This window comes from Gellertiella sp. DMC107 (assembly GCF_056313605.1).
The window spans coordinates 204,644-229,366 of record NZ_JBQUZZ010000004.1 but is presented as its reverse complement, the minus strand read 5'-3'; the positions used below and the strand labels follow the sequence as shown (position 1 = coordinate 229,366).

At 61.6% G+C, this 24,723-nt stretch carries 26 protein-coding genes; 9 read left to right on the top strand and 17 right to left on the bottom strand.

Features of this window, described 5'->3' with window-relative positions; all coding sequences use genetic code 11:
* Position 1 precedes the first annotated feature (1 nt).
* The 12 genes from ACT54B_RS14940 to ffh all read right to left on the bottom strand — a co-directional run bounded on the left by ACT54B_RS14940 (position 2) and on the right by ffh (position 9,632).
* Positions 2-943, bottom strand: a complete 942-nt coding sequence (locus ACT54B_RS14940) for an IS110 family RNA-guided transposase (RefSeq protein ID WP_476045904.1) — start codon at positions 941-943, stop codon at positions 2-4.
* A gap of 255 nt (positions 944-1,198) precedes the next feature.
* A complete protein-coding gene (leuC, locus tag ACT54B_RS14935; protein ID WP_476045902.1) occupies positions 1,199-2,608 on the bottom strand; it encodes a 3-isopropylmalate dehydratase large subunit in 1,410 nt (469 codons plus the stop codon).
* Positions 2,609-2,677: 69 nt separating this feature from the next.
* Complete coding sequence (locus ACT54B_RS14930; RefSeq protein ID WP_476045901.1) at positions 2,678-2,800, bottom strand: hypothetical protein; 123 nt, start codon at positions 2,798-2,800, stop codon at positions 2,678-2,680.
* Between the two features lie 51 nt (positions 2,801-2,851).
* Positions 2,852-3,490, bottom strand: a complete 639-nt coding sequence (locus tag ACT54B_RS14925) for a class I SAM-dependent DNA methyltransferase (RefSeq protein WP_476045900.1) — start codon at positions 3,488-3,490, stop codon at positions 2,852-2,854.
* Positions 3,487-4,308 (bottom strand): amino acid ABC transporter permease, encoded by an 822-nt coding sequence (locus tag ACT54B_RS14920; RefSeq protein WP_476045899.1) that lies wholly within the window; start codon positions 4,306-4,308, stop codon positions 3,487-3,489. Before ACT54B_RS14920 ends, ACT54B_RS14925 begins: the two co-directional genes overlap by 4 nt.
* A gap of 37 nt (positions 4,309-4,345) precedes the next feature.
* Positions 4,346-5,143 carry a basic amino acid ABC transporter substrate-binding protein gene (locus ACT54B_RS14915; RefSeq protein WP_476045898.1) on the bottom strand — a complete coding sequence of 266 codons (798 nt, stop codon included), beginning with the start codon at positions 5,141-5,143 and terminating at the stop codon, positions 4,346-4,348.
* A 145-nt stretch (positions 5,144-5,288) separates the two neighbouring features.
* Positions 5,289-5,780: a 50S ribosomal protein L19 gene (rplS, locus tag ACT54B_RS14910; RefSeq protein ID WP_183366582.1), complete on the bottom strand. Its 492-nt coding sequence runs from the start codon at positions 5,778-5,780 to the stop codon at positions 5,289-5,291.
* A 186-nt stretch (positions 5,781-5,966) separates the two neighbouring features.
* On the bottom strand, positions 5,967-6,689 hold the full coding sequence (gene trmD / locus ACT54B_RS14905; RefSeq protein ID WP_476045896.1) for a tRNA (guanosine(37)-N1)-methyltransferase TrmD: 723 nt from the start codon (positions 6,687-6,689) through the stop codon (positions 5,967-5,969).
* The gene (rimM, locus tag ACT54B_RS14900; protein WP_476045894.1) at positions 6,686-7,255 is read right to left on the bottom strand and encodes a ribosome maturation factor RimM; all 570 of its coding nucleotides are present in this window, start codon (positions 7,253-7,255) and stop codon (positions 6,686-6,688) included. Before rimM ends, trmD begins: the two co-directional genes overlap by 4 nt.
* Positions 7,256-7,335: 80 nt before the next feature.
* Positions 7,336-7,698, bottom strand: a complete 363-nt coding sequence (gene rpsP, locus ACT54B_RS14895) for a 30S ribosomal protein S16 (RefSeq protein ID WP_476045893.1) — start codon at positions 7,696-7,698, stop codon at positions 7,336-7,338.
* Between the two features lie 39 nt (positions 7,699-7,737).
* Positions 7,738-8,058, bottom strand: a complete 321-nt coding sequence (locus tag ACT54B_RS14890; RefSeq protein ID WP_476045891.1) for a chorismate mutase — start codon at positions 8,056-8,058, stop codon at positions 7,738-7,740.
* Positions 8,059-8,069: 11 nt separating this feature from the next.
* Positions 8,070-9,632, bottom strand: a complete 1,563-nt coding sequence (gene ffh / locus ACT54B_RS14885; RefSeq protein ID WP_476045889.1) for a signal recognition particle protein — start codon at positions 9,630-9,632, stop codon at positions 8,070-8,072.
* 339 nt (positions 9,633-9,971) lie between these two features.
* Here ffh and ACT54B_RS14880 point away from each other — a divergent pair, with 339 nt between their 5' ends.
* The 7 genes from ACT54B_RS14880 (at position 9,972) to ACT54B_RS14850 (ending at position 17,865) form a co-directional block, all read left to right on the top strand.
* A complete protein-coding gene (locus ACT54B_RS14880; protein WP_476045888.1) occupies positions 9,972-10,988 on the top strand; it encodes an MBL fold metallo-hydrolase in 1,017 nt (338 codons plus the stop codon).
* A 78-nt stretch (positions 10,989-11,066) separates the two neighbouring features.
* Entirely contained in the window at positions 11,067-11,966 is a 900-nt protein-coding gene (dapF, locus tag ACT54B_RS14875; RefSeq protein WP_476045886.1) for a diaminopimelate epimerase, read from the top strand.
* Entirely contained in the window at positions 11,963-13,228 is a 1,266-nt protein-coding gene (gene mtaB / locus ACT54B_RS14870) for a tRNA (N(6)-L-threonylcarbamoyladenosine(37)-C(2))-methylthiotransferase MtaB (RefSeq protein ID WP_476045884.1), read from the top strand. Before dapF ends, mtaB begins: the two co-directional genes overlap by 4 nt.
* Positions 13,229-13,249: 21 nt before the next feature.
* Complete coding sequence (ftsY, locus tag ACT54B_RS14865; protein WP_476045882.1) at positions 13,250-14,554, top strand: signal recognition particle-docking protein FtsY; 1,305 nt, start codon at positions 13,250-13,252, stop codon at positions 14,552-14,554.
* A gap of 511 nt (positions 14,555-15,065) precedes the next feature.
* On the top strand, positions 15,066-16,538 hold the full coding sequence (locus ACT54B_RS14860) for a multicopper oxidase family protein (RefSeq protein ID WP_476045881.1): 1,473 nt from the start codon (positions 15,066-15,068) through the stop codon (positions 16,536-16,538).
* Positions 16,539-16,696: 158 nt separating this feature from the next.
* Positions 16,697-17,281, top strand: a complete 585-nt coding sequence (locus ACT54B_RS14855) for a septation protein A (protein ID WP_476046229.1) — start codon at positions 16,697-16,699, stop codon at positions 17,279-17,281.
* A complete protein-coding gene (locus tag ACT54B_RS14850) occupies positions 17,278-17,865 on the top strand; it encodes a DUF2585 domain-containing protein (RefSeq protein WP_476045879.1) in 588 nt (195 codons plus the stop codon). The genes ACT54B_RS14855 and ACT54B_RS14850 overlap by 4 nt, the downstream gene beginning before the upstream one ends.
* 3 nt (positions 17,866-17,868) lie before the next feature.
* Here ACT54B_RS14850 and ACT54B_RS14845 read toward each other — a convergent pair whose 3' ends face one another.
* The 5 genes from ACT54B_RS14845 to ccmA are packed head-to-tail and all read right to left on the bottom strand — an operon-like array spanning position 17,869 to position 20,764.
* Positions 17,869-18,465 carry a DsbE family thiol:disulfide interchange protein gene (locus tag ACT54B_RS14845; RefSeq protein ID WP_476046228.1) on the bottom strand — a complete coding sequence of 199 codons (597 nt, stop codon included), beginning with the start codon at positions 18,463-18,465 and terminating at the stop codon, positions 17,869-17,871.
* Between the two features lie 11 nt (positions 18,466-18,476).
* Positions 18,477-18,653, bottom strand: a complete 177-nt coding sequence (ccmD, locus tag ACT54B_RS14840) for a heme exporter protein CcmD (protein WP_476045878.1) — start codon at positions 18,651-18,653, stop codon at positions 18,477-18,479.
* Positions 18,654-18,655: 2 nt separating this feature from the next.
* Positions 18,656-19,417: a heme ABC transporter permease gene (locus tag ACT54B_RS14835; RefSeq protein ID WP_476045876.1), complete on the bottom strand. Its 762-nt coding sequence runs from the start codon at positions 19,415-19,417 to the stop codon at positions 18,656-18,658.
* Positions 19,418-19,463: 46 nt separating this feature from the next.
* Positions 19,464-20,123 (bottom strand): heme exporter protein CcmB, encoded by a 660-nt coding sequence (gene ccmB / locus ACT54B_RS14830; protein ID WP_476045875.1) that lies wholly within the window; start codon positions 20,121-20,123, stop codon positions 19,464-19,466.
* Positions 20,120-20,764 (bottom strand): heme ABC exporter ATP-binding protein CcmA, encoded by a 645-nt coding sequence (gene ccmA / locus ACT54B_RS14825; protein WP_476045874.1) that lies wholly within the window; start codon positions 20,762-20,764, stop codon positions 20,120-20,122. Before ccmA ends, ccmB begins: the two co-directional genes overlap by 4 nt.
* Before the next feature lie 259 nt (positions 20,765-21,023).
* On the opposite strand from ccmA, the gene acnA reads away from it, so the two are divergent.
* Together acnA and ACT54B_RS14815 are read left to right on the top strand one after the other, a co-directional pair.
* Positions 21,024-23,714: an aconitate hydratase AcnA gene (gene acnA, locus ACT54B_RS14820; RefSeq protein ID WP_476045873.1), complete on the top strand. Its 2,691-nt coding sequence runs from the start codon at positions 21,024-21,026 to the stop codon at positions 23,712-23,714.
* A gap of 196 nt (positions 23,715-23,910) precedes the next feature.
* The gene (locus ACT54B_RS14815; RefSeq protein WP_476045872.1) at positions 23,911-24,654 is read left to right on the top strand and encodes a DUF1223 domain-containing protein; all 744 of its coding nucleotides are present in this window, start codon (positions 23,911-23,913) and stop codon (positions 24,652-24,654) included.
* Positions 24,655-24,723 lie beyond the last annotated feature (69 nt).

The window sequence follows — 24,723 nt, the reverse complement described above, 5'->3', positions numbered from 1 at the left end:
ATTATCCGTCAACCTGAGTTTTGCAGAAGTCTCGCATTCTTGCGTTGAGGATGATGAGGATTTTGCGGATGACGGCGACGATTGCGACCTTACCCGGCTTTCCTGCCTGGGTCAGTTTCTGAAAGAAGGCCCTGATTGCGGGATCGAACCGGATGGCCGGCAGGGCCGCCATGTAGAGGGCGTTGCGCACCGGCTTTCGACCTCCTGCGATCATGCGCTGCCCGCGCATCTGGCCGCTGTCGCGATTGAGCGGTGCTACGCCGACGAGCTTGGCGATCTCTCCCTTGCCGAGATGTCCAAGTTCCGGCAGTCCTGAAAGCAGGAAGCAGGCGGTCCGCATGCCGATCCCCTTCAGTGACATCAGGACCTCTGCCTTGGCGGCGAGATCGATATCGGCCTTCAGGCAGAGCTCCATCTCGCTGATCACCTCGTTGCGCTGGGCCGTCAGGAAAGCGAGGCTCTCCTCGATCCATCCTTGCAGCTTCTCGCAATCCTTCTCCCTGCGGTTCTTTCCCTGGACGATCATGTGGGAGAGCTGCCGGTAGCGCTGGACGAGCTCTTGCAGCAGGCTGTGATGAGACGAAGGCTTTGCAAGGAGCCTTGTTTCCATGCGCCGTGCATAGTCGGCAAGGATGAAGGCATCAATGTTATCGGTCTTGGAAAGCTGGCCGCATGCCCTGGCAAACTGCCGGACCTGTCCGGCATTGACCCTGGAGACCGGCAGTCCGGCTGCGAGAAGGGCTGCGACGAGCCGGCGCTCATAGCCGCCGGTCGGTTCAAGCACCAGCCTCCCAAGGTCTCCCAAAGGCGCAAGCAGTGCAAGAAACGCGGCAATGCCATCCGGGGTGTTCCCAAACGACGCCGTCTTCTTCTCCGGCAAAATGCAGATGTCGAATGACGATTTCGATATGTCTATGCCGACAAAATGGCTAGTATAGGACATGAGGCGCTAGTCTCCCTTATACGCGAGCGCGAAGCTCTCTCAACGGTTCGACGAAGCCTCGAAATGCGGGAAGGGTTCTGCTTTTTTACGAACGAAAAGTTCAGGGCCGGAAAGCCCAACCGCCTCCCGCATCGTCTCGACGGTGTTGCAACCACCTTCAAGACAAACAAGGCCGGAACATCATATCCGATGTTCCGGCCTTCAATGTATAAGGCCGGGGTTCCCCGGCCTTTTTCACCATCGTATGGCGCTGGATCATTTCCAGTCGCGGATATCAACGAAATGACCGGCGATCGCTGCGGCGGCGGCCATGGCAGGCGAGACGAGGTGGGTCCGGCCCTTGTAGCCCTGACGTCCTTCGAAGTTGCGGTTCGAGGTGGACGCGCAACGCTCGCCCGGCTTCAGGCGATCGTCGTTCATGGCCAGGCACATGGAGCAACCCGGCTCACGCCAGTCGAAGCCGGCTTCCTTGAAGATCTTGTCGAGCCCTTCAGCTTCCGCCTGCTCCTTGACAAGCCCGGAGCCCGGAACGACCATTGCCGATACGGTTGCCGCGACCTTCTTGCCTTCGATGACCTTCGCTGCAGCGCGCAGGTCTTCGATGCGGCCGTTGGTGCAGGAGCCGATAAAGACGCGGTCGATGGCGATATCGGTGATCTTGGTGCCCGGCTTCAGGCCCATATAGTCCAGCGCACGCCACTTGGAGGTACGCTTGTTCTCGTCCTGGATCTCGTCCGGGTTCGGAACCACGCCCTGAACCGACACCACGTCTTCCGGCGAGGAACCCCAGGATACGATCGGCGGCAGGTTGGCGGCATCGAGCACGACGACGCGGTCGAAATGGGCGCCTTCGTCGCTCTTCAGCGTCTTCCAGTAGGCGACCGCCTGATCCCAGGCTTCGCCCTTCGGCGCGCGGGGCTTGTCCTTGATATATTCGAAGGTCTTTTCGTCGGGCGCGATCAGACCGGCGCGGGCGCCGCCTTCGATCGTCATGTTGCAGACGGTCATGCGGCCTTCCATCGACAGCGAGCGGATGGCCTCACCGGCGAATTCGATCACGTGACCTGTGCCGCCGGCAGTGCCGATCTCGCCGATGATCGCAAGGATGATATCCTTGGCGGTCACGCCTTCCGGCAGCTGGCCATCGACACGCACCAGCATGTTCTTGGCCTTCTTCTGGATGAGCGTCTGGGTCGCGAGCACATGTTCCACCTCGGAGGTGCCGATGCCGTGTGCCAGCGCGCCAAATGCACCATGGGTGGAGGTGTGGCTGTCACCGCAAACGATCGTCATGCCGGGCAGTGTAAAGCCCTGTTCCGGACCCACGATATGGACGATGCCCTGACGCTTGTCCTTCTCCGAGTAATATTCGACGCCGAATTCGGCTGCGTTATTGGCCAGCGCCTCGACCTGAATGCGGCTTTCCTCGTTCTTGATGCCAATATGGCGATCCGGCGAGGTCGGTACATTGTGGTCGACCACGGCCAGGGTCTTCTGAGGCGCGCGAACCTTGCGGCCAGCCATGCGCAGGCCTTCGAAGGCCTGGGGGCTTGTCACTTCATGCACGAGGTGACGGTCGATATAGAGCAGACAGGTTCCGTCTTCCTGCTGATCGACCACGTGGTCAGCCCAGATCTTGTCATAGAGAGTGCTCGGTGCGCTCATGAGTTTTATCCATCTCTGTGAGAATAGGGGTATGCGAAAGCGCGGCAGGCATCCGCCGCCGGAACGGAATCAGCGCGCGTAGCCGTTGACCGCGCCCGCGCAGAACGCGAAAAACCGGGCCGGCAGGCGCTTGTGGTCCTGCAGGATGATGGTGGCAAACCGGTTGCGGGTCGCGAAAGGCGTCGTTTCCATGGACAGGCCTCATAGCAAGAAAAGCCCTCTCCAGCAATGAAAATCCGGGTCTCAGCGCGTCTTGCGTTTCAGCACATGGGCTTGCACGAGGACGTCCGGCTCGGCAATCGCAAAGGCGCGAAACAGGGGGCTTTGCTCCTGCACCGTCCAGTCCCGGGTGGCGCAGAGCGCCTCGATTTCGGCGCGGAACCCCTTGCTCTCGAACACGCTGTCCCTGACCGTGAAGATCAGGGTGCCGCCGGGCCTGGTGATGCGTGCCAATTCGCGCAGGGCGGCGGCGGGGGCATGACCTTCGGTAAACACCCCGGTCGAAAAGACCGCGCCATAGGCATGATCCTCGAAAGGCAGCGCGTCTCCCAGCGTGCCTTGCCGGAGATCGCGATAGGTTCCCCGTGCGCCTGCAAGGGAAAGCATCTCCGGCGCCATGTCCAGTCCATCGACATGGCGGTAGCCAAGCGCGGCGAGATAGGGCCCCGTCAGTCCCGTGCCGCATCCGGCGTCGAGAAGCGGCGCCTGCGGATCGGGCACATGACGGGCGATGAAGCCCGTGATGACGAAGGGCAGGCAATAACCGAGCGCCAGTGTTTCCCGGTCGTAGTCGGCGGCCCAGAGCGCGTAGGCTTTGGCCAGGTCTTCAGGGCCCGCGGCCGCGTAGACCTTTTCCAAACCCTCGCTCATCCGTTCCGTCATGCTGCATGCCTCCGCCGCATCCGTTTTTCGAATCCCCGCAGCATCAGGGAGAGGCCAATCGTAAGCGCCAGATAGACGCAGGCAATGATGGAATAGGTTTCGAAGAAACGGAAGGAGCCAGACGCATAGACCTTGCCCATCTGGGTAATGTCGGCAACACCGAGTACCGAGACCAGCGAACTGTCCTTCGTCATGGCAACGAAGTCATTGGAAAGCGGGGGAAAGATCACCCGGATCGCCTGCGGAAAGACGACCAGGCGGAAGCGCTGGCTGCCATTCAGTCCGAGCGCCTTGGCCGCTTCGATCTGTCCCTTGTCCACCGACTGGATTCCGGCGCGGAAGATCTCCGCGATAAAGGGCGAGTAACCGATGCCCAGAGCGATGATGGCTCTCCACATCAGCGAGACTTCCCGCACCATGAGCGGCTTCATGATGCCGTTTTCGATCAGGGGCGAGAGAACGAAATTATAACCCGCAACGAAAGCGGGCGCGCCGACGAAGGCAATGTAGAAAAGCAGTACCAGAACGGGAATGCCGCGGATCACTTCCACATAGAAGCGCGAGGCCTGCCTCAAGGCCGCATGCCGGGACAGGCCGAGGAGCGCAATCCCCAGGCCAAGGCCAAGCGCGATGACATAGCCGGCGATGGTCACGAAGATCGTGACGCCGACGCCGGTGATGACGGTCGTGAAAACCTGCGCATAGATGTCATTGATGGCGATAACCGTGGCAAGCACGATGCCGATCAGAATAAGGGCGAAAAGCCACCATGGCTTCTCGCCCTGTTCGGAGCTTCCGGGCAGAGTCTGGAAGCTCATGAGAGGGATCTTGAGGTGATCGGGTGCATGATGTCGATCACTGGCCCATCTTGTAATCGAGGAACCATTTCTTGTTCAGGGCGTCCATGGTGCCATCGGCCTTCATGGCTGCAATGGCCGCATTGACAGGGGCAACGAGATCCGATCCCTTCGGGAAGATGAACCCGAAGTCCTCGGTACCGAGCGGGCCGCCGATCAGCTTCAGTCCACCATTCGAGGCGTCCACATAGCCCTTGCCGGCCGTGCCGTCGGTCAACACCGTGTCCACGTCGCCGGCCTTGAGGGCCTGCACCGTGGCACCGAAGGTTTCGAACAGCTTGATGCGCGGGTTCTGCTCGTTGCCGTCGAGAATTTCATAGACAGCGGTATAGAAGGGGGTTGTGCCCGGCTGTGCCCCGACCAGGCCATCCTTGAACGCGGCAAAACTCTTGCCATCCGTAAAGCGGGTTTCGTCACCCCGAACGAGCATGAACTGCTCGGAGCGCATGTAGGGATCGGAGAAATCGACCTTCTCCTTGCGCTCTTCCTTGATGGTGATGCCGGTCATGCCGATGTTGTACTGGTTGTCCGAAACCGCCTGGATCATCGCATCCCAGCTGGTGTTCTGGTATTCAACCTTGAAATTCAGGCGTTTGGCGATCTCGTCCATGGCGTCGTATTCCCAGCCGATCTGCTTGCCCGACTTGGGGTCGATGAATTGCAGGGGCGGATAGGCATTTTCCGTGACGACGGTCACGGTCTTGCCCTTGAGGTCGGGAAGGTCTGCGGCGAGGGTTGCGAGCGGCGCGAGGGTGGCGAAGGCGAGGCCCGCCAGAACGGCGCGTCTGGAAAACATCTTTCTGATCTCCCGTTTTTTGTCTGGTTGGTCAGAAATTGTCACAGTTCACGGGAAACTGGCAAGAGCGCCATGGCTCGTTTCGTGCCAAAAACAAAAAAGGCGACCCTGAGGCCGCCTTCTTCGAGGAATAGCATTCCTGATCTTATTCGCCAGCAGCCTCGGCAGCGGCCTTCTCGGCGGCGAGCGCCTGGGCGGCTGCCACCTTTTCGGCTTCGATGCGTGCCTTTTCCTCGGCAACAGCGGCGCGCTCGGCGTCGTTGAGCTTGCGGGCGCGGGTACCGGTGTTTTCGGAGATGCGGGCTGCCTTGCCGCGCAGATCGCGCAGGTAGTAGAGCTTGGCGCGACGGACCTTACCGCGGCGAACGACTTCAACCCCTTCGACCAGCGGCGAGTAAACCGGGAATACGCGCTCGACGCCTTCGCCGTAGGAGATCTTGCGAACGGTGAAGCTTTCGTTGAGGCCGCCGCCGGAACGGGCGATGCAGACGCCTTCATAGGCCTGTACGCGGGTACGGTTGCCTTCCGTCACGCGGACGTTGACGCGGACGGTGTCGCCCGGAGAAAATTCGGGAAGGGTGCGCTTCTCGGCGATCTTGGCGGCCTGTTCGGCTTCCAGCTGCTGGATGATGTTCATCGGTCTAACCTTTCGATTTCTTCTGAAACAGCCAGAGCGCTCACGGTGGTCTTCGGCAACAGGGCCTCTTGACCATGCCCTTGAAGGACAGGAGCGGATACGCCATTCTTTGTTTGCTGGCAGACGGGGATTACCCCATTTCCGCGGGTGCCTTTACACCAAAAGAAGCGGCTTGTCACCCCGTTGTCAGGGCTTTTTGGCGTTTGCGTCGATCTGGCTGGCGGCAAGCAGGTCGGGGCGACGGGCGCGTGTGAGTTTCACCGCCTCCTCATGCCGCCAGCGGGCGATGGCGGCATGATTGCCCGATGTCAGGACGGCCGGGATGTCGCGACCCTCGAAAAGCTGCGGGCGCGTATAGTGGGGATGTTCCAGCAGATTGCCCTCGAAGCTTTCGTGCTCACCCGAAAGGGCATTGCCCATCACCCCCGGCAAGATCCGGACGACAGCATCGAGAAGCGTCAGGGCTGCGGGCTCCCCCCCGGAGAGGATATAGTCGCCGATGGAGATTTCCTCGAGGTTTCGGGCTTCGATCACCCGCTGGTCTATGCCTTCGAAACGGCCGCAAACGATGACGACACCCTGACCTGCGGCCAGCTCCCGGACGCGCTTCTGGGTGAGGGGACGCCCCCGGGGGCTCATCAGCAGGCGCGGGCGCGCGTCGTCGAGGCCGAGGCTGTCGATGGCCTTGGCAAGAATGTCCGGCTTCAGCACCATGCCGGCACCCCCGCCCGCGGGCGTGTCATCCACGGTGCGGTGTCTGTCGGTGGCAAAATCGCGGATCTGGACTGGATCCACGCTCCAGTCACCCCGCTCCAGCGCCTTGCCCGCAAGGGAGTGGCCGAGATGACCGGGAAACATTTCCGGATAGAGGGTGAGCACCGTTGCCCGGAACGGGACCGTGCCGGTCACTTGCGTGGATCCCCACCGGAAAGGGAGGGCGGAAGCCCGTCGGACGGACCTTCGACCAGACCGGCGGCAACCGGATCCACCAGCATCTTGCCGGCGTCGAGATCGATTTCCAGAACGGCCGCTTCGGAAAAGGGAATGAGTGCGGGCCGGCGGCCCTGCCCTTTCAGTTCGAGCAGGTCACCGGCGCCGAAATCATAGATGCCGCTGACATGTCCCCAGGAACGCCCTTCCGCATCCACGGCTTCCAACCCTTCGAGGTCGGCGAAATAGAATTCGTCTTCCTCAAGCTCCTCGTCCGGCAGGTTGGAGCGGTCGATGTAGAGATCCAGCCCGTTCAAGGCTTCGGCAGCATTGCGGTCATTGATGCCGCGGAAACGGACGACGACCACATTCTTGGCTTCCCGCATGTCGAGAATTTCGAAAACGCGGCCATCCATGGCGTGAAGATTGCCGTAATCACCCAGCGCCAGCGGATCATCGGTATAGGACTTCACCCTGACTTCGCCGCGCAGACCCTGGGCTGCACCCACGGTGGCAATCAGAACGGGATTCTCAAGTTTCGTCATGGGACGCATCCATCCGGCAGATCCATAGAAAACGGGCGGCATGATAGCATGCCGCCCGCAAATCAGACCGTCGAGGTCGATTATTCAGCAGCGGCTGCAGCGGCTTCTTCAGCCTTCTGTGCCTTTTCGGCAGCGCGTTCCAAGGCCTTCTTGCCCGGCTTGCCCTTGTCCGGGTTGGAGCGGGCAGCGCGCTTGGCAAGGCCAGCCTGGTCGAGGAAGCGCAGGACGCGGTCGGTCGGCTGGGCGCCGTTGTCGAGCCAATGCTTGACGCGGTCGGCGTCCAGCTCAACGCGCTTGTCGTCTTCCTTGCCGAGCATCGGGTTCCAGGAGCCGAGCTTCTCGATGAAGCGGCCGTCGCGGGGCGAACGGGCATCGGCAACGACGATGTGGTAGTAGGGGCGCTTCTTCGAACCACCACGGGCGAGACGGATTTTCAGGGACATGGCATTACTCCTTCAAGTGCTTTCCTGACCGCTTGGGCTTCAAGCGGGTTGTTGGGTCTGGCTGCTGTAATTGGCAGCAATGGCTTCATGGTGCCGGATGACTTCCTTGATAATGAAGTTCAGGAATTTCTCGGCAAAGTCCGGATCGAGATTCGCCTCGTTGGCAAGGCGTCGGAGCCGGGCAATCTGGTATTCCTCACGGGCGGGATCGGCCGGGGGGAGTTCGTGGGTGGCCTTCAGTACGCCGACGGCCTGGGTACAGCGGAAGCGTTCGGCAAGCATGTGCACAAGGGCCGCATCGATATTGTCGATGGACTGGCGGTAGCCCGCGAGCTGCTTCTTGACGTCTTCTGTCGGCATTGTTCTCCCCCTCACTTCTTCTTCGGCAGGCCCGGCAGGCCCGGCAATCCACCGCCGAGGCCCGGCAGTTTCGCGCCGCCGAGGCCGGGAAGGCCGCCCGGCAGACCCGGCATGGCACCCGGCTTCATCAGCCCGGAGGCTTCCGCCTGCTTGGCGAGCGCTTCGAGCTGCTTCGGATCCATGTTGGCGAGGTCGGGCATGCCGCCGCCCATCAGGCCCCCGAGGCCCATCTTGTTGGCAAGGCCGCCCATCATCTGCTTCATCATGCCGCCCTTGTTCTTGCCCATGAGCTTCATCATGTCGGCCATCTGGCGGTGCATTTTCAGCAGCTTGTTGATGTCGGCCGCATCGGTGCCGGAACCGGCGGCGATGCGCTTCTTGCGCGAATGCTTGAGAATGTCGGGATTGGCGCGCTCCGCCTTGGTCATCGAGGAGATGATGGCGAGCTGGCGCTTGAACAGGCTGTCGTCGAGGCCCGCGGCCGACATCTTGTCCTTCATGCCGGACATGCCCGGCATCAGGCCCATGATGCCACCCATGCCGCCCATCTTCTGCATCTGCTTCAACTGGTCGGCGAGGTCGTTCAGGTCGAACTTGCCCTTGGCCATCTTGGCAGCCATGGCGGCTGCCTTTTCGGCGTCGATGTTCTCGGCGGCCTTCTCGACCAGCGAGACGATGTCGCCCATGCCGAGAATGCGGTCGGCGATGCGGCGGGGATGAAACTCGTCGAGTTCGCCCATGCGCTCGCCGATACCGATGAGCTTGACCGGCTTGCCCGTCACGGCGCGCATGGAAAGCGCAGCACCGCCGCGGCCGTCGCCGTCCATGCGGGTGAGCACCAGACCGGTAATCCCGACGCGCTCGTCGAAGGAACGGGCGAGGTTTACGGCGTCCTGGCCGGTGAGGCTGTCCGCCACGAGCAGGATCTCATGCGGCTTGGCGCGCCGCTTGATCTCCGCCATTTCCTGCATCAGCGGCTCGTCGATATGGGTACGGCCGGCGGTGTCGAGGATGACCACGTCGTGGCCGCCGAGCTTCGCGGCCTGAACGGCGCGGCTGGCAATATCCTCCGGCGATTGCCCGGCAATGACCGGCAGCGTGTCGATGCTGGCCTGCACGCCGAGCTGGCGCAACTGTTCCTGGGCTGCCGGACGACGGGTGTCGAGCGAGGCCATCAGGACCTTCTTGCGCTCGCGGTTGACCAGCCGGTTGGCGATCTTGGCCGTCGTGGTCGTCTTGCCCGAGCCCTGGAGACCGACCATCATGATGACGACGGGGGCAGGGGCGTTGAGATCGATGCCGACGCCTTCGGAGCCCAGCATCTCGATCAGCTCGTCGTGAACGATCTTCACGACCATCTGGCCGGGCTTGATGCTCTTCAGGATTTCGGCGCCAACGGCCTTTTCCCGCACGCGATCGGTGAAGGAGCGCACCACTTCCAGCGCAACGTCGGCTTCCAGAAGAGCACGGCGAACCTCCCGCAGCGCGGCGGAAACATCGGCTTCCGAAAGGGCGCCACGGCCTGTCAGTCCATTCAGGATGGAACCAAGACGGTCCTGGAGGTTCTCAAACATCACTTCTTCCTTTGCCGTTTCTGGATGACCGGAAACGTTGGCATTCCGCCAGCGAAAAACAAGACGCAAAGCCGAATGACACCCGAGGGCGCATCGCGCTGTCGGATGTTGACCTCCGGGATCTGTTTATACCTTGAAGGGTCCCGGTCGGCGGCTTGGAGGCTTATGCTCTTCGCTGAATGGGGGCTTAAGACACGAAGAGCCGCGAAAAGTCAAGCGTTGGCGGCTGAAAAGGCGGATTTTCAGCGCTTTCCAAGCACTCGCCCCGGCGCGTGCTCCTTGAAATGCCGGCGGTTCTGCCTCACTTCAGCGGAAATGACCGCAGGAGAAGGACACTTCATGGCGAAACGCATCACGGCGCGCAACCCCTACTATACGGGTCCTGTGACCGATCACTTCGATGGCTTGCGCTTCTTCAATCCGGATGGTGTCGATCCCGGCACCTTCCGCGATCTCATGCGGTGGCAATTCGGCAGTGACAAGCGGTCTCGATGGCCAAAATGGCGGGAGAGCCCTTTCCGGAACATCAAGCCGCTGGAGCGTGTCGATGGGGACGGGCTGCGCGTGACGATGATCGGTCATGCCAGCCTCATGATCCAGGTGGCCGGTCTCAACATCCTCACCGATCCCGTCTGGTCGGAGCGGATGAGCCCGGTATCCTTCGCCGGTCCGAAGCGGGTCATGGCCCCCGGCCTTCCTTTCGAGGCGCTGCCGCCGATCCATCTGGTTATCGTCACGCACAACCATTACGATCATCTGGACATTCAAACGCTGAAACGCCTGCAGCGCCGCCACAAACCCCGTTTCGTCACGCCGCTCGGCAATGACCGGATCATTCGCAAGGCCATTCCGGATGCGGATATCGATGTGATGGACTGGGGCGACCGGCTGACCTTCAGCGATGGCCTGACGCTGCATGCCGAGCCCTGTCATCACTGGTCGGCGCGGGGTACATCGGACCGGCGGATGGCGCTTTGGGCAGCCTTCGTGCTGGAAACGCCGGCTGGCCGCATCTACCACATCGGCGATACGGGCTTTCACCAGGGCATCAACTACCGCGAGGCGCAGCGAAAATTCGGGGATTTCCGTCTGGCGATCCTGCCGATCGGCGCCTACGAGCCGCGCTGGTTCATGCGGGGACAGCACCAGAACCCGGAAGAGGCGGTGGAGGGCATGAAGCTCTGTCATGCCGCCTACGCGGTGGGACATCATTTCGGCACGGTGCAACTGACCAATGAACCCATCGACCAGCCGGTTGAGGACCTGATGAGGGCCCTGGACCAGGCAGGGGTGGACCGTCAGCGGTTTCGCGCCCTGTTTCCCGGCGAGTCTTTCGATGTGCCGTCTACCGCCTGAGGCGCAAGACTGGTAATCTCGGGCAAAGTCCGCCATAGAGGCGGCCTGACAGGGCAATCGGATTTCGTGGATTAAAGCATGGCAGACATGGTCCCCTTCGCGCGCATGAACGGACTTGGCAACAAGATCCTGGTTGTCGACATGCGCGGCCGTGCCGATCGGGTCACGCCGGAGGCGGCGATTGCCCTTGCCGGCGATCCCGCGACCAGTTTCGACCAGATCATGGCAATCCATGATCCTGTTTCCGAAGGAACCGATGCCTGGATCGATATCATCAATTGTGATGGCACCATGGCGCAGGCCTGCGGCAACGGCACCCGCTGCGTCGTGCAGGCGCTGGCCGCCGAAACGGGCCGCAAGAGCTTTACCTTCCATACCCGCGGCGGCATCCTGTTTGCCCGGGAGCATGAGGACGGGATGATTTCCGTCGATATGGGAAAGCCGGTCTTTGCGTGGGACAAGATTCCGCTTGCGGAAGAGTTTCACGATACGAGCCGCATCGAGCTTCAGATCGGCCCGATCGACGATCCGGTTCTGCATTCGCCGGCCGTAGCGTCCATGGGCAATCCGCACGCCACGTTTTGGGTTAAGGAGGACCCGATGTCCTTCGACCTGCCGCGGTTCGGGCCATTGCTCGAAAATCATCCCATTTTCCCCGAAAAGGCCAACATCACCCTGGCTCGGATCGATTCCGACCAGGAGATAACAACCCGCACCTGGGAAAGGGGCGCCGGGGAAACACTGGCCTGCGGCTCGGCCGCCTGTGCTGCTGCCGTCAATGCGGCGCGACTCGGCAAGACGGGTCGCAAGGTCACGGTCCATGTGGCAACCAGCCCCGTGACGATTCCGCTCGTCATCGAATGGCGGGAAAGCGATGGTCACGTGATCATGACCGGTCCAGCCGAATGGGAATGGTCCGGCATGCTCGATCCATCGACCGGCACATTCGCCCGCGATCCCGAGACCCTCGCCTCGTGAGCGGCATCGAGGTCATAACTTTCGGCTGCCGCCTGAATACCTATGAATCGGAAGTCATGCGGCGGGAGGCCGAAAAGGCAGGGCTGGGCGAAGCCATTCTCGTCAATACCTGTGCCGTGACCGGCGAGGCCGTCCGCCAGGCGCGGCAGGCGATCCGCCGGGCCCGTCGCGACAATCCCGGTACCCGCATCATCGTCACCGGGTGCGCCGCCCAGACCGAGGCGCATGGCTTTGCCGCGATGCCGGAAGTGGATCTCGTGCTCGGCAACGAGGAAAAGCTGCGGGCGGAAAGCTATGGACGGCTGCCCGATTTCGGTGTCTCTGCCGAGGAGAAGCTGCGCGTCAACGATATCATGAGCGTGACCGAAACGGCCCCCCAGCTGGTCGACCATATCGATGGCCATGTGCGGGCCTTCCTGCAGGTTCAGAACGGCTGCGATCATCGGTGCACATTCTGCATCATACCCTTCGGCCGGGGCAATTCCCGCTCGGTGCCCATGGGGGCGGTCGTGGATCAGGCGCGCCGCCTTGTGGAGGCAGGCTATCGGGAAGTGGTTCTCACGGGCGTCGATGCGACCAGCTATGGCGCCGATCTCCCGGGAAGACCCTCGCTGGGGCAGCTCGCCAAGGCTCTGCTGCGGCAGGTGCCCGATATCGAGCGTCTCCGGCTTTCCTCCATCGATAGCATCGAAGTGGACCGGGACCTTTTCGACCTTATTGCCGACGAGCCCCGGTTCATGCCGCATCTGCACCTCTCGCTGCAGCATGGAGACGACCTGATCCTGAAACGGATGAAGCGGCGGCACTCTTCAGCCGAGGCTCGGGCCTTCTGCGAACAGGCGCGCCGTCTGCGGCCCGGTATCGCCTTCGGCGCGGACATGATCGCGGGCTTTCCCACAGAAACGGAAGACATGTTCGCCAATGCCGTTCGCCATGCCGAAGAGTGCGGCATCGCCCAACTGCACGTGTTTCCCTATAGCCCTCGTCCGGGAACACCCGCGGCCCGAATGCCGCAGCTCGACCGGGCTCTGATCAAGGAGCGTGCTGCCCGGCTTCGTGCCGCAGGCGAGACCCTCGCCATGCATCATCTGGAGGGCATGGTAGGGTCCGTTCAGCGCATCCTGGTCGAGCGGAACGGCATGGCTCATACGGAAAACTTCACGCTTGCCGCTGCACCTGGGCTTGAGCCCCGGCGCTTGCTTGACGTGCGCGTTACCGGCCATAATGGCCGGCATCTCATCATCGATCCCATTGCCGCCTGAGGCGGCTGACAGGCAATTTCCATGGCGCTTGGTTTCATCAAGAAGATTTTCACCTTCGGCAAGGACGAGCCGGCAGTCACGCCGGGCGAAACTCTGCCACCGGTTACGCCGGAAACCGTCAATATCGAAGCTCTTGCCGAGGAGGCGGAAGCCGCACAACCGCCAGCGGACGCAGAAGACTCCAGCCCCGCCATTCCCGACGAGCCTCCACAGGAGTGGAGGGAGGTGGAGCTGCGCACCGAAGCCCAGCAGGACCGCGATCCCCAGGAAAGCCATGAGGATCATCCGCACGAGATCGCAGAAGAAAATTCCCCCTCCAACGACGCGCCACCGCAATTACCCAGGGGCTTCGCCCTCCACGAGGAGGAACAGGCGGCGGCAGCGCCGGCAGCCCCCGTGCCGAAGCTTTCCTGGTTCCAGCGGCTCAGGGAGGGTCTTTCCAGAACCTCCCAGCAACTGACCGGCCAGATTGCGGCGCTCTTTACCAAGCGCAAGCTCGATGAAGAGACGCTTGAAGAGCTGGAGGAACTGCTGATCCAGTCCGATCTGGGCGTGGAAACCGCCATGCGCATCACCGGCGCGCTGTCTTCCGAGCGCTACGGCAAGGATGTGACCGGCGAGGATGTGACCCGCATCATGGCTGCGGAGATTGGCAAGGTTCTGGCCCCGGTTGCCAGGCCGCTGAAGCTCGATCTCTCGCACAAGCCCCATGTCATCCTCGTGGTCGGCGTCAACGGTACGGGCAAGACGACGACAATCGGCAAGCTTGCCGCAAAGCTGGCGGGCGCGGGACTGAAGGTCACTCTCGCCGCAGGCGATACGTTCCGTGCAGCGGCGATCGAGCAGTTGAAGATCTGGGCGGAGCGAACGGGGTCCGATTTCATCGGCACCAAGCTCGGGGCCGATGCAGCAGGCCTCGCCTTCGATGCCTTCCAGCAGGCCAAGGCAAAGAAGAGCGACGTGCTGATCATCGATACGGCCGGTCGTTTGCAGAACAAGACCGAGCTGATGGCAGAACTGGAGAAGATCGTCCGCGTGCTGGGCAAGCTCGACCCCGATGCGCCCCATACCGTTCTCCAGACTCTCGATGCCACCACCGGCCAGAATGCCATGAACCAGGTGGAAATCTTCCGCAATGTGGCCGGCGTCAGCGGACTCATCATGACCAAGCTCGATGGCACGGCGCGAGGCGGGATCCTCGTTTCCATCGCAGCCAAGCACAAGTTGCCCGTCTACTTCATCGGGGTGGGGGAGGGCATCGACGACCTCGAGCCTTTCGAGGCCGAAGATTTTGCCAAGGCCATTGCCGGTATCGCGCATTCGTGATGCGGGGTGGACGTCCGCTTATGGACAAGCGGGTTCGGCTCGTCCATTTTTGGTTTGGTTCGACAGGGAATTGAACGTGTTCCGAAGGGTTTTGACCGGTCTGGCATTTCTGATCTTCGTCCTCTGGGGCGCGGCAGGGCATGCCATGGACTTGCACGCCGCTTCACCCTGTCCCTCCCACCTCTCCATGTCCGGGGGGATCGACGCAAAAGCGCCCGCGCACGCCTCCATGGACAGAACATTGGCCTTGCCCGAAGCTTCGCACCCATCCCCGCCTGACTGTTGTTCCGGCGCCGGTGCCTGCCGTATGGTGAATTGTGCCCCGGCTTTGGCGGTTCTTCCCGTGTCGGCGATGCGTTTCGTCTCGGACAATCATGTCTTTCGTCCTCTGGAAGGCCATCCGCTCGTGGGACGCAACGAGCCGCCCGCGCTTGGTCCTCCCCGACGCTCCTCTTTCGTGATCTGAAACCCCGCTCTCCGCGGCATTATTTCTATCCGAAGGACAATTTTCATGAAACGCAGGACCCTGCTCAAGGCCGGCCTTGCCGGCACGCTGCTATCTGCCATTCCTCTTCGTCCCAGCCTTGCAGCCAATTCACCTCCTCTCGAGCTGATCACCACGAAACGAACGCTTGACGTCAACGGCAAGGCAGCGACCGTTTTCGGCCTCGTCGGGCCTGATGGCCGACCGGGCCTTGTCCTCGATCAGGACGCGGGTTTCCGCGTTTCGTTGCGGAACGATCTCAAGGAGGAAACGCTTCTGCATTGGCACGGGCTCACACCGCCCTGGGAACAGGATGGTGTTCCGGACATGCCCGCACCCATGCTTCAGCCCGGAGAAACCCGTTCTTACGGGTTTCCGCTCGTATCGGCCGGCACGAACTGGATGCATGCCCATACGCTTCAGGAGCAGGCTCTGCTGGCCGCGCCCCTCATCGTTCGCTCGGCAGAGGATCGCGGAGCCGATGAACAGGATGTGGTGCTTTTCCTTCACGACTTCAGCTTCACCGCGCCGGAGGAATTGCTGGCCAATCTTTCCGGCGGCATGGGACATGGAAAGATGGGACATGGCGGGATGGATCCCGGAGCCATGGACCACTCGCACATGAATCACGACTCCATGTCCGGCGGAATGCAGTCGATGGAAGAGCAGATGGCCATGCCGATGGATCTGAACGACATCGAGTATGATGCCTATCTGGCCAATGATCGCACGCTTGACGATCCCGAGGTGATTGCGGTCGAAAAGGGCGGTCGGGTTCGCTTGCGGATCGTGAATGCAGCCACGTCCACGGCCTTCACGGTCGATCTCGGTGCCCTCGAAGGTGAATTGATCGCCGTCGACGGCCAACCGGTGCGGCCTCTCAAGGTTCGGCAGGTGCCTTTGACCATGGCGCAGCGTGCCGATATTCGGCTTACTCTGCCTGCTGAAGGGGAAAGTTTCCCCATTCTCGCCCTTCGCGAAGGAAGCGGCCACCGAACCGGTCTTGTGCTCGCCACGCCGGGCGCCGAAGTGCGTCGTCTTTCGCCGGTTCACGAGACGGTAAAGGGACCCGTCCTGACACTGGCCTTTGAAGAGACCCTGTCGTTCCAGGAGGGTCCGGGCTCTGCCGCGCCGCTTGCCGAAACGGAAGCCGCGCGACGCTTCGATGTGGGCCTGGTGGGCAATATGATGACCTATCGCTGGGGATTGGAGGGTGCCGACACTCTCGCGGCGGCGAAAGGGGAACGGATCGAGATCACCCTGACGAACCGGTCCATGATGGCTCATCCCATGCACCTGCACGGACATCATTTCCAGGTCGTCGCCCTCAACGGGCGCCGCCTGAAGGGGGCGCTTCGCGATACCTTGCTGCTGCCTCCGATGCAAAGTGCGACCATCGCCTTCGATGCTCTCAATCCGGGCAAATGGGCCTTCCACTGCCATCATCTCTATCACATGGTCTCCGGCATGATGGCTTTCGTCACCTATGAAGGCTTTTGAGGAGCCCAACCCGGCCTTGTGAGCGAGCATCATTCCATGCCATCTAGGCGTCGCGCCGTTCAGGCGCGGCGCGTACAGGATCAGAGATGAAACAGGACAATTCCCATACGAGCTCCGAGGCGACTTCGGCTCTATCCACGCCGAAAGAGGCTGCCGGCATGAAATTCCTCCTGGAACTCGGGCCGCTCCTCGTCTTCTTTTTCACAAATCTGAAGGGTGCCTGGCTGATTGAACGATTGCCCGCTCTCGCGGCCCTCGGCGGCCCTCTGTTCGTCGCCTCGGCTGCGTTCATGGTGGCGACGATCATCTCCCTCACCGTCTCCAAACTCGTCTACCGGCATCTGCCCCTGATGCCCCTCGTTTCCGGCGCCATCGTTTTGGTGTTCGGCGCTCTCGGCCTCTATCTTCAGAACGAAGTGTTCTTCAAGATGAAGGGCACGATCATCAATACGCTGTTTGGCGTGGCCCTTCTCGGCGGCCTGCTGTTCGGAAAATCCCTGCTCGGCCATGTTTTCAACTCCGCCTTCCAGCTGGATGACGAAGGATGGAAGAAGCTTACCTTGCGCTGGGGCGTGTTTTTCCTGTTCCTGGCGGTGCTGAACGAGGTGGTCTGGCGGAATTTCAGCGATGACACCTGGGTGGCCTTCAAGGTGTGGGGCACGATGCCGATCACCATCCTGTTTACCCTGTCTCAGATGCCGCTCATTCTCAAGCACAGCCTGGACGACAAGGACGCCGCATGAGTGAGACGGCCGTTTCCCGGGGGCAGCATGGTTTCACTCTCATGGCGGCCCTGGTCGCTCTCGCGCTGGCGATACAGATCGCGGCAGAGCGTTGGTTCGGCCGGCTGTGGATCTGCGCCTGTGGCGAGGTCAAGCTTTTCGAAGCATCGGTACATTCGGAAGGCAACTCGCAGCATATTGCCGACTGGTACAGTCCGAGCCATGTGGAGCACGGTTTTATCTTCTATGGGCTCGGATATCTGGTCCTGCGCCGGTTTCCCGCCTGGACATGGCTGGCTCTGGCGCTGACGCTGGAAAGCGCCTGGGAGATCCTGGAAAACACGCCCCTTATCATCGACCGCTACAGGGCAGCGACGATTTCCTACCATTATTACGGGGACAGTATCCTGAATTCGGCGATGGATACGCTGATGATGACGACCGGATTCTGGCTGGCTTCGCGTATGCCCGTGCGATGGACCGTCGGGCTCGCCCTTTTTGCCGAGCTTCTCACCCTGTTTCTTATCCGGGATAATCTGACACTGAATGTCCTGATGCTCATCCACCCGATCGAGGCGATCAAGAACTGGCAGGGCGGGCTCTGAAGCTCAGGAGCCGTATTTCTTCAGTGCCGCTTCCACGGCAGGATAGAAACCTTCCGCGAGACTTTTCTGGTCGAAGGGGCCGACACGCTTGTACAGGATGGTTCCGTCCGGGCCGACCAGATAGGTTTCCGGAATTCCATAGACACCCCAGTCGATCGCCGCTGCTCCCTTGGGGTCGATGCCAATGGCCGCATAAGGCGTGCCCAACTCCTTCAGGAAGAGAAGCGCTGCCTCCGTCTTGTCCTTGTAATTGATGCCGACCAGGTTCAGCCGCTTGTCTCGGGAAAGCTCGAGCAGGATCGGGTGTTCCTCACGGCATGGAATGCACCAGGAGGCGAAGACATTGACGACGGTCAGCTTGCCAGCGATGGCTGCGTCGGTCAGCGCCGGCAGTCCCGAGCCGTCCAGCGGCTGGAGAGCGAGGCTCGGGGCTTTGGTCCCGATCAGCGCCGACGGAATTTCGGAAATATCCTTGCCGTTGACATCCTGCTCATAGAGGATCTTTGCCGCTCCGGCCGCGATGATCCCGAAGACGATCAGGGGAATGAGCGCCAGCAACAGGCGGCCCTTTCCGGACCCCGTCTTCGGGTCCGCATCCATGTCGTTCTGCCTCATGACTTTGCCTCGCCTTCGGATCTCGCGGCCGAACGGCGGCGAATGCCTGCGGCTTCCAGTTCCTTCAGGGCTTTCTGTTGCGCCTTGCCGTCCAGGTAAGTCCAGACGGTCAGGATCAGCACCATCAGAGCCCCCGCCACGTAGGAGAGGTTCACATAAAAGGCGTGCGACATGGTCATGCCTCCCGGTTCGCCATGCGGGCGGCAAGCCGGCGTTGCGCCGACACGCGCCGGCGCCAGATCTCGTTGCGGATTGCCAGGAAGTGAAGCGTGAAGAAAAGCAGCGTGAAGGCAGCCGCCATGACGAGCAGCGGCCGCAGGAATTCCGGGTCGATGGCAGAGCCGCCCATGCGCATCACGCTGGCAGGCTGGTGCAGCGTGTTCCACCACTCGACCGAGAACTTGATGATCGGAATGTTCACGAAGCCGATCAGGATCAGCACGGCGGAGACCCGCGCCGCCCGGGCCGGGTCGTCGAAGGCCCGCATCAGCGCAATCAATCCCAGATACATCAGGAACAGCACGAAAACCGAGGTGAGCCGTGCATCCCACTCCCACCAGGTGCCCCACATGGGTTTGCCCCAGAGCGATCCGGTAACAAGGGCAAGCAGGGTGAAACCCGCACCGAGCGGCGCGGCGGCCTTGGCCGAAACATCGGCGAGCGGATGGCGCCAGACCAGCGTGCCGAGCGCCGAGGCCGCCATGATCGAATAGCACATCATCGACAGCCAGGCGGCCGGGACATGAACATACATGATCCGCACCGTTTCGCCCTGCTGATAATCGCCTTCGGTCGTGAAGGCGAGATAGAGCCCTACGGCAAACAGCAGCACGGTCGCTATGGCGAGGAAGGGCACGATCCGTGCGGTCAATCCGAGGAAGACCGTCGGATTGGCGAGATCGCTGAACTTCTTGATGGCAGGAATGGGTTCGCTCATGGGCCTTTCCTTATCGCGAACGCGGGGGCGCTGCAATTGATCAAGATCAATCTGAATTGCCGCGCAGCGCCAAGGCCGCTCCAAGCGGCCCGATAACCGCAAAGAAGAGCGTAATTGCGGCGAGGAAGGCAAAGGGCGGCAGGAATGGCGCCGGGTCTTCCACCGCCGCATAGGAGGCGCTGACACCGAAGATCAGCACGGGCACCGTCAGTGGCAGGATGAGGATCGAGACCAGGAGCCCACCCCGGGGCAGGGTGACGGCAACCGCCGCTCCGGCCGCGCCGATGAAGGTTATGGCGGGAGAGCCGACCAGAAGGGTTAGCATGACCGCCCCGATGGCCACTTCGTTCATGTTCATGAACAGGCCCAGCAAGGGCGAGGCAAGCACGAGCGGCAGTCCGGTCGCGGTCCAGTGGGCAAGGCACTTGATCAGGACCGTCAGCACCAGCGGCGTTTCCTGCATCAGCATCAGGTCCAGCGAGCCGTCATCGCGTTCCGCCTGGAAAAGGCGGTCAAGACCCAGTAGCGAAGCGAGCAGGGCGCCGATCCAGACGATGGCAGGGCCGATGCGGGAGAGGAGATTGAGATCGGGGCCGACGCCGAAAGGCACCACTGCCACCACGGTCGTGAAGAAGAGCACGCCGATGAGTGCGCCGCCGCCGGCCCGTATGGCAAGCTTCATGTCCCGGACGAAGAGCGACATCATGCGGCATGCTCCTCGGCATAGGTGAAACCCTTCATCTCGAGCCGCCGTGTATCGGCAAGGCCGAGCGGCTGGTGGGTGGCGGCCAGCACGAGACCTCCCTTTTCCAGATGCTTCGTCACGAGGCCGGCAAAGAGCTGGTCCGCCGCGACGTCGAGGGCAGCAGTCGGCTCGTCCAGAATCCAGACAGGACGATGGGCGATGAGGAGCTTGGCCATGGCAAAGCGCCGCTGCTGGCCGGCCGAGAGATAGCCGAAGGGCAGATGGGTGATGCCCGGAAGCCCGATGGCATCAGCCGCTTCCTCTATCTCCATTCCTCTTCCGCCGGGGAAATCCCCGAGCCAGTCTTTCCAGAAGGCGAGATTCTCCCGAACGGTCAGTTCCTGCTTCATTGCATTGCGGTGGCCGAGATAGTGGCTGGCCTCGCTTGCCCGACGGCCTGATTCGAGGTTTTCGCCCGATATCGTCACGCGCCCGGTCTCGGGCGTGATCAGGCCGGCCACCGTGCGCAACAGGGTGGACTTGCCGGAGCCGTTGCGGCCGGTCACCACCAGCGCCTCGCCGCTTCCCAAGGCAAAGGAAAGATTGGAGAAAAGCAGGTCGTCACCACGTCGGACGGAGAGGGTATCGGCGATCAGCCGCATGGGGCACGTCTACCTTTCGGAAACTGCGATTCTTTAAAAATGTCCGGATTGGACCTTCGTTCATCTGGCACCTATGTACGAAATTATTTATAAGGCACGCAACCACGCCAGCGGCCGGCGTGATTCTCATCCTTCCGCCGAACTTGGGGTCCTCCCTCACGTGCGGACAGCGGAAATGGTCGCACCCGCATCCTGATGTGCATCAAGTGCATGGGCGTTCGCACGACTGTGTTGGCTATCAGACGAAACGGGGTCACTCGTGTCCAAATCACTCGACAGCTTCAATTGCCGTTCGACGCTTACTGTGGATGGCAAGGAATACGTCTATTACAGCCTGCCCAAGGCTGAGGCGAACGGTCTTGCCGGCGTATCCAAGCTTCCCTACTCGATGAAGGTTCTTCTGGAGAACCTGCTGCGCAACGAAGACGGCCGGTCCGTGACCAAGGCCGACATCGAGAGCATTGCCGCCTGGCTGAACGACAAGGGCAAGGCCGAAGCGGAAATCGCCTATCGCCCGGCCCGCGTGCTGATGCAGGATTTCACCGGCGTGCCCGCCGTCGTCGATCTCGCCGCCATGCGCGATGCCATGGTGTCGCTCGGTGGCGATCCGGAGAAGATCAACCCGCTCGTTCCCGTTGACCTCGTCATCGACCATTCGGTCATTGTCGACGAATTCGGCACGCCGCAGGCCTTCGCCCGCAACGTCGAACTCGAATATCAGCGCAACGGCGAGCGTTATCGCTTCCTGAAGTGGGGCCAGCAGGCGTTCAAGAACTTCCGTGTGGTTCCCCCGGGCACGGGCATCTGTCACCAGGTCAACCTCGAATATCTCGGCCAGACGGTCTGGACCAAGGACGAGGATGGCGAGACCATCGCCTATCCCGATACCTGCGTCGGCACCGACAGCCACACGACCATGATCAACGGTCTTGGCGTTCTGGGCTGGGGCGTGGGCGGCATCGAGGCGGAAGCTGCCATGCTCGGCCAGCCGGTTTCCATGTTGCTGCCCGAAGTCATCGGCTTCCGCCTGACCGGCAAGCTCAAGGAAGGCGTGACCGCAACCGACCTCGTGCTGATGGTCGTGCAGATGCTGCGCAAGAAGGGCGTGGTCTCCAAGTTCGTCGAATTCTTCGGCCCCGGCCTCGACCACATGTCGCTCGCCGACCGTGCGACGATCGGCAACATGGGTCCGGAATATGGCGCGACCTGCGGCTTCTTCCCAGTCGATGGCGAAACCATCAACTACCTCACCATGTCGGGCCGCAAGAAGGACCGCATCGCGCTTGTCGAAGCCTATTCCAAGGCGCAGGGCATGTGGCGCGATAGCGATGGCTCGGACCTCGTCTTCACCGACACGCTCGAACTCGACCTGGGCGACGTGGTTCCGGCCATGGCCGGCCCGAAGCGCCCGGAAGGCCGCGTCGCGCTGGAGAATATCGCAGCCGGTTTCGCGACTGCGCTTGAAAACGACTACAAGAAGCCCGGCCAGCTTTCGAACCGCTATCCGGTCGAAGGCACGGATTTCGATCTCGGCCATGGCGACGTCACCATTGCCGCCATCACCTCCTGCACCAACACGTCCAACCCCTCGGTTCTGATCGCTGCCGGCCTGCTCGCCCGCAATGCGGTGGCCAAGGGCCTGAAGTCCAAGCCCTGGGTGAAGACCTCGCTGGCACCGGGATCGCAGGTCGTTGGCGAATATCTGGAAAAGTCTGGCCTGCAGAAGGATCTCGACGCCCTCGGCTTCAACCTGGTCGGCTTCGGCTGCACCACCTGCATCGGTAACTCCGGTCCGCTGCCGGCACCGGTCTCCAAGACCATCAACGACAAGGGCCTGATTGCTGCCGGCGTACTCTCCGGCAACCGCAACTTCGAAGGCCGCGTCTCGCCGGATGTGCAGGCGAACTATCTCGCCTCCCCTCCGCTCGTCGTCGCCTATGCCCTGGCGGGTACCGTCCAGAAGGACCTGACCCGCGAGCCGATCGGTGAAGACCAGAACGGCAACCCTGTCTATCTGAAGGACATCTGGCCGACCTCGCACGAGATCCAGGACTTCATCATGAAGTATGTGACCCGTGAGCTTTACGAAACGAAGTATGCCGACGTCTTCAAGGGCGATGCCAACTGGCAGGCGGTGAACGTGCCTGCTGGCCAGACCTATGCCTGGGAAGACAGCTCGACCTATGTGCAGAACCCGCCTTACTTCGTGGGCATGGGCAAGACCGGCGCCGGTGTCACCGATATCAAGGGTGCCCGCGTTCTTGGCCTCTTCGGGGACAAGATCACCACCGACCATATTTCCCCGGCCGGCTCGATCAAGGCTCAGTCTCCAGCTGGCGCCTACCTGATGGGCAATGGCGTCGGTGTCGCCGACTTCAACCAGTACGGCACGCGTCGTGGCAACCATGAGGTCATGATGCGCGGTACCTTTGCCAATATCCGCATCCGCAACCACATGCTCGGCCCGAACGGCAAGGAAGGTGGCTACACCATCCACTATCCGTCCAAGGAAGAGATGTCGATCTACGATGCGGCCATGCAGTACAAGGCCGAGGGCGTTCCGCTCGTCATCTTCGCCGGTGTCGAATATGGCAACGGTTCCTCGCGCGACTGGGCGGCCAAGGGCACCAACCTACTCGGCGTCCGCGCCGTGATCTCGCAGTCCTTCGAGCGCATCCATCGCTCCAACCTCGTCGGCATGGGCGTCATCCCGTTCTGTTTCGAGGAAGGCACGAACTGGCAGAGCCTCAACCTGAAGGGCGATGAACTCGTGACCATCGAAGGCCTCGAGAACATCAAGCCGCGCGAGAAGAAGATCGCCAAGATCACCTATGGTGACGGCACGGTGAAGGAGGTTCCGATCCTCTGCCGCATCGATACGCTCGATGAGGTCACCTATGTGAACAATGGCGGCATTCTGCAGACCGTTCTGCGCGATCTCGCAGCCTGAGCCCAGGTTTTGCAGTGAGCTGAAAAGGGGCTGGATCGGAAAGATCCGGCCCCTTTTTCCATCTCACCCGAACGTGACTTTTCGCAAGGCGTGGAAAGCTGTATGAGGCATGAAGGCTGGCAGGGATCGTCCCTTCTGGGTGCCCATGCCGACAGAAAGCCTATCGCCGTGCTTTCCTGCCTTCCGGAAAGGGACCATGAAAAGAACAGTCATGATGACATTGCTGATGGCAGTCCTGCCGTTCGCCTCGATGGCGAGCGCTGCGGACGCCGTGACGCCCAAGGGTGTTGTCGAGCTGTTTACTTCGCAGGGCTGTTCATCGTGCCCGAAGGCCGATGCCGCTTTCGAGAAGCTGGCGCATGACACCTCCGTCATCGCCCTTTCCTATCATGTTGATTACTGGAACTATCTCGGTTGGAAAGACACGTTGAGTACGCCGGAAAATACCCGTCGTCAGTATGACTATGCGGCGGGCCTGAAGCGATCGAACGTCTACACCCCCCAGGCCGTCGTCAATGGGCGCATGCATTTGAACGGGGGCGATCTACGCGGCATCGAGCAGCAGATCGGTGCATTGGCCAGCGACAGGCAGGCGCCCGATGTGCCGATTACCGTGACCCTCGACGATGATTGCATCCGCATCGGCATCGCGCCGGGTCGCGGAGACGCCCATGTGGTGATTGCCTATTTTACCCCGCGTCTCGATGTGCGCATCGAAAAGGGCGAAAACGCCGGCAAGACGATCTCCTACCATAATGTCGTTTCTTCCCTTGAAACGATCGGCATGTGGGAAGGGGATGAGCTGAAGATCCAGTTGCCGGTGGATATGCTGGGCAAGCCGGGCAAGGAGCGGGCTGCCATCCTGCTGCAGACGGAAGGCAGTGACGGTGCGCTCGGGCCGATCCGCGGTGGCGCCCTTGTGCCCATCCCCGCGAGCTGAAGGGCCGGTCCGGCCACGACTGGGCTGGGAAGGGTGAGGCCGGACCGGAACCGGTTCTGATACGCCAAA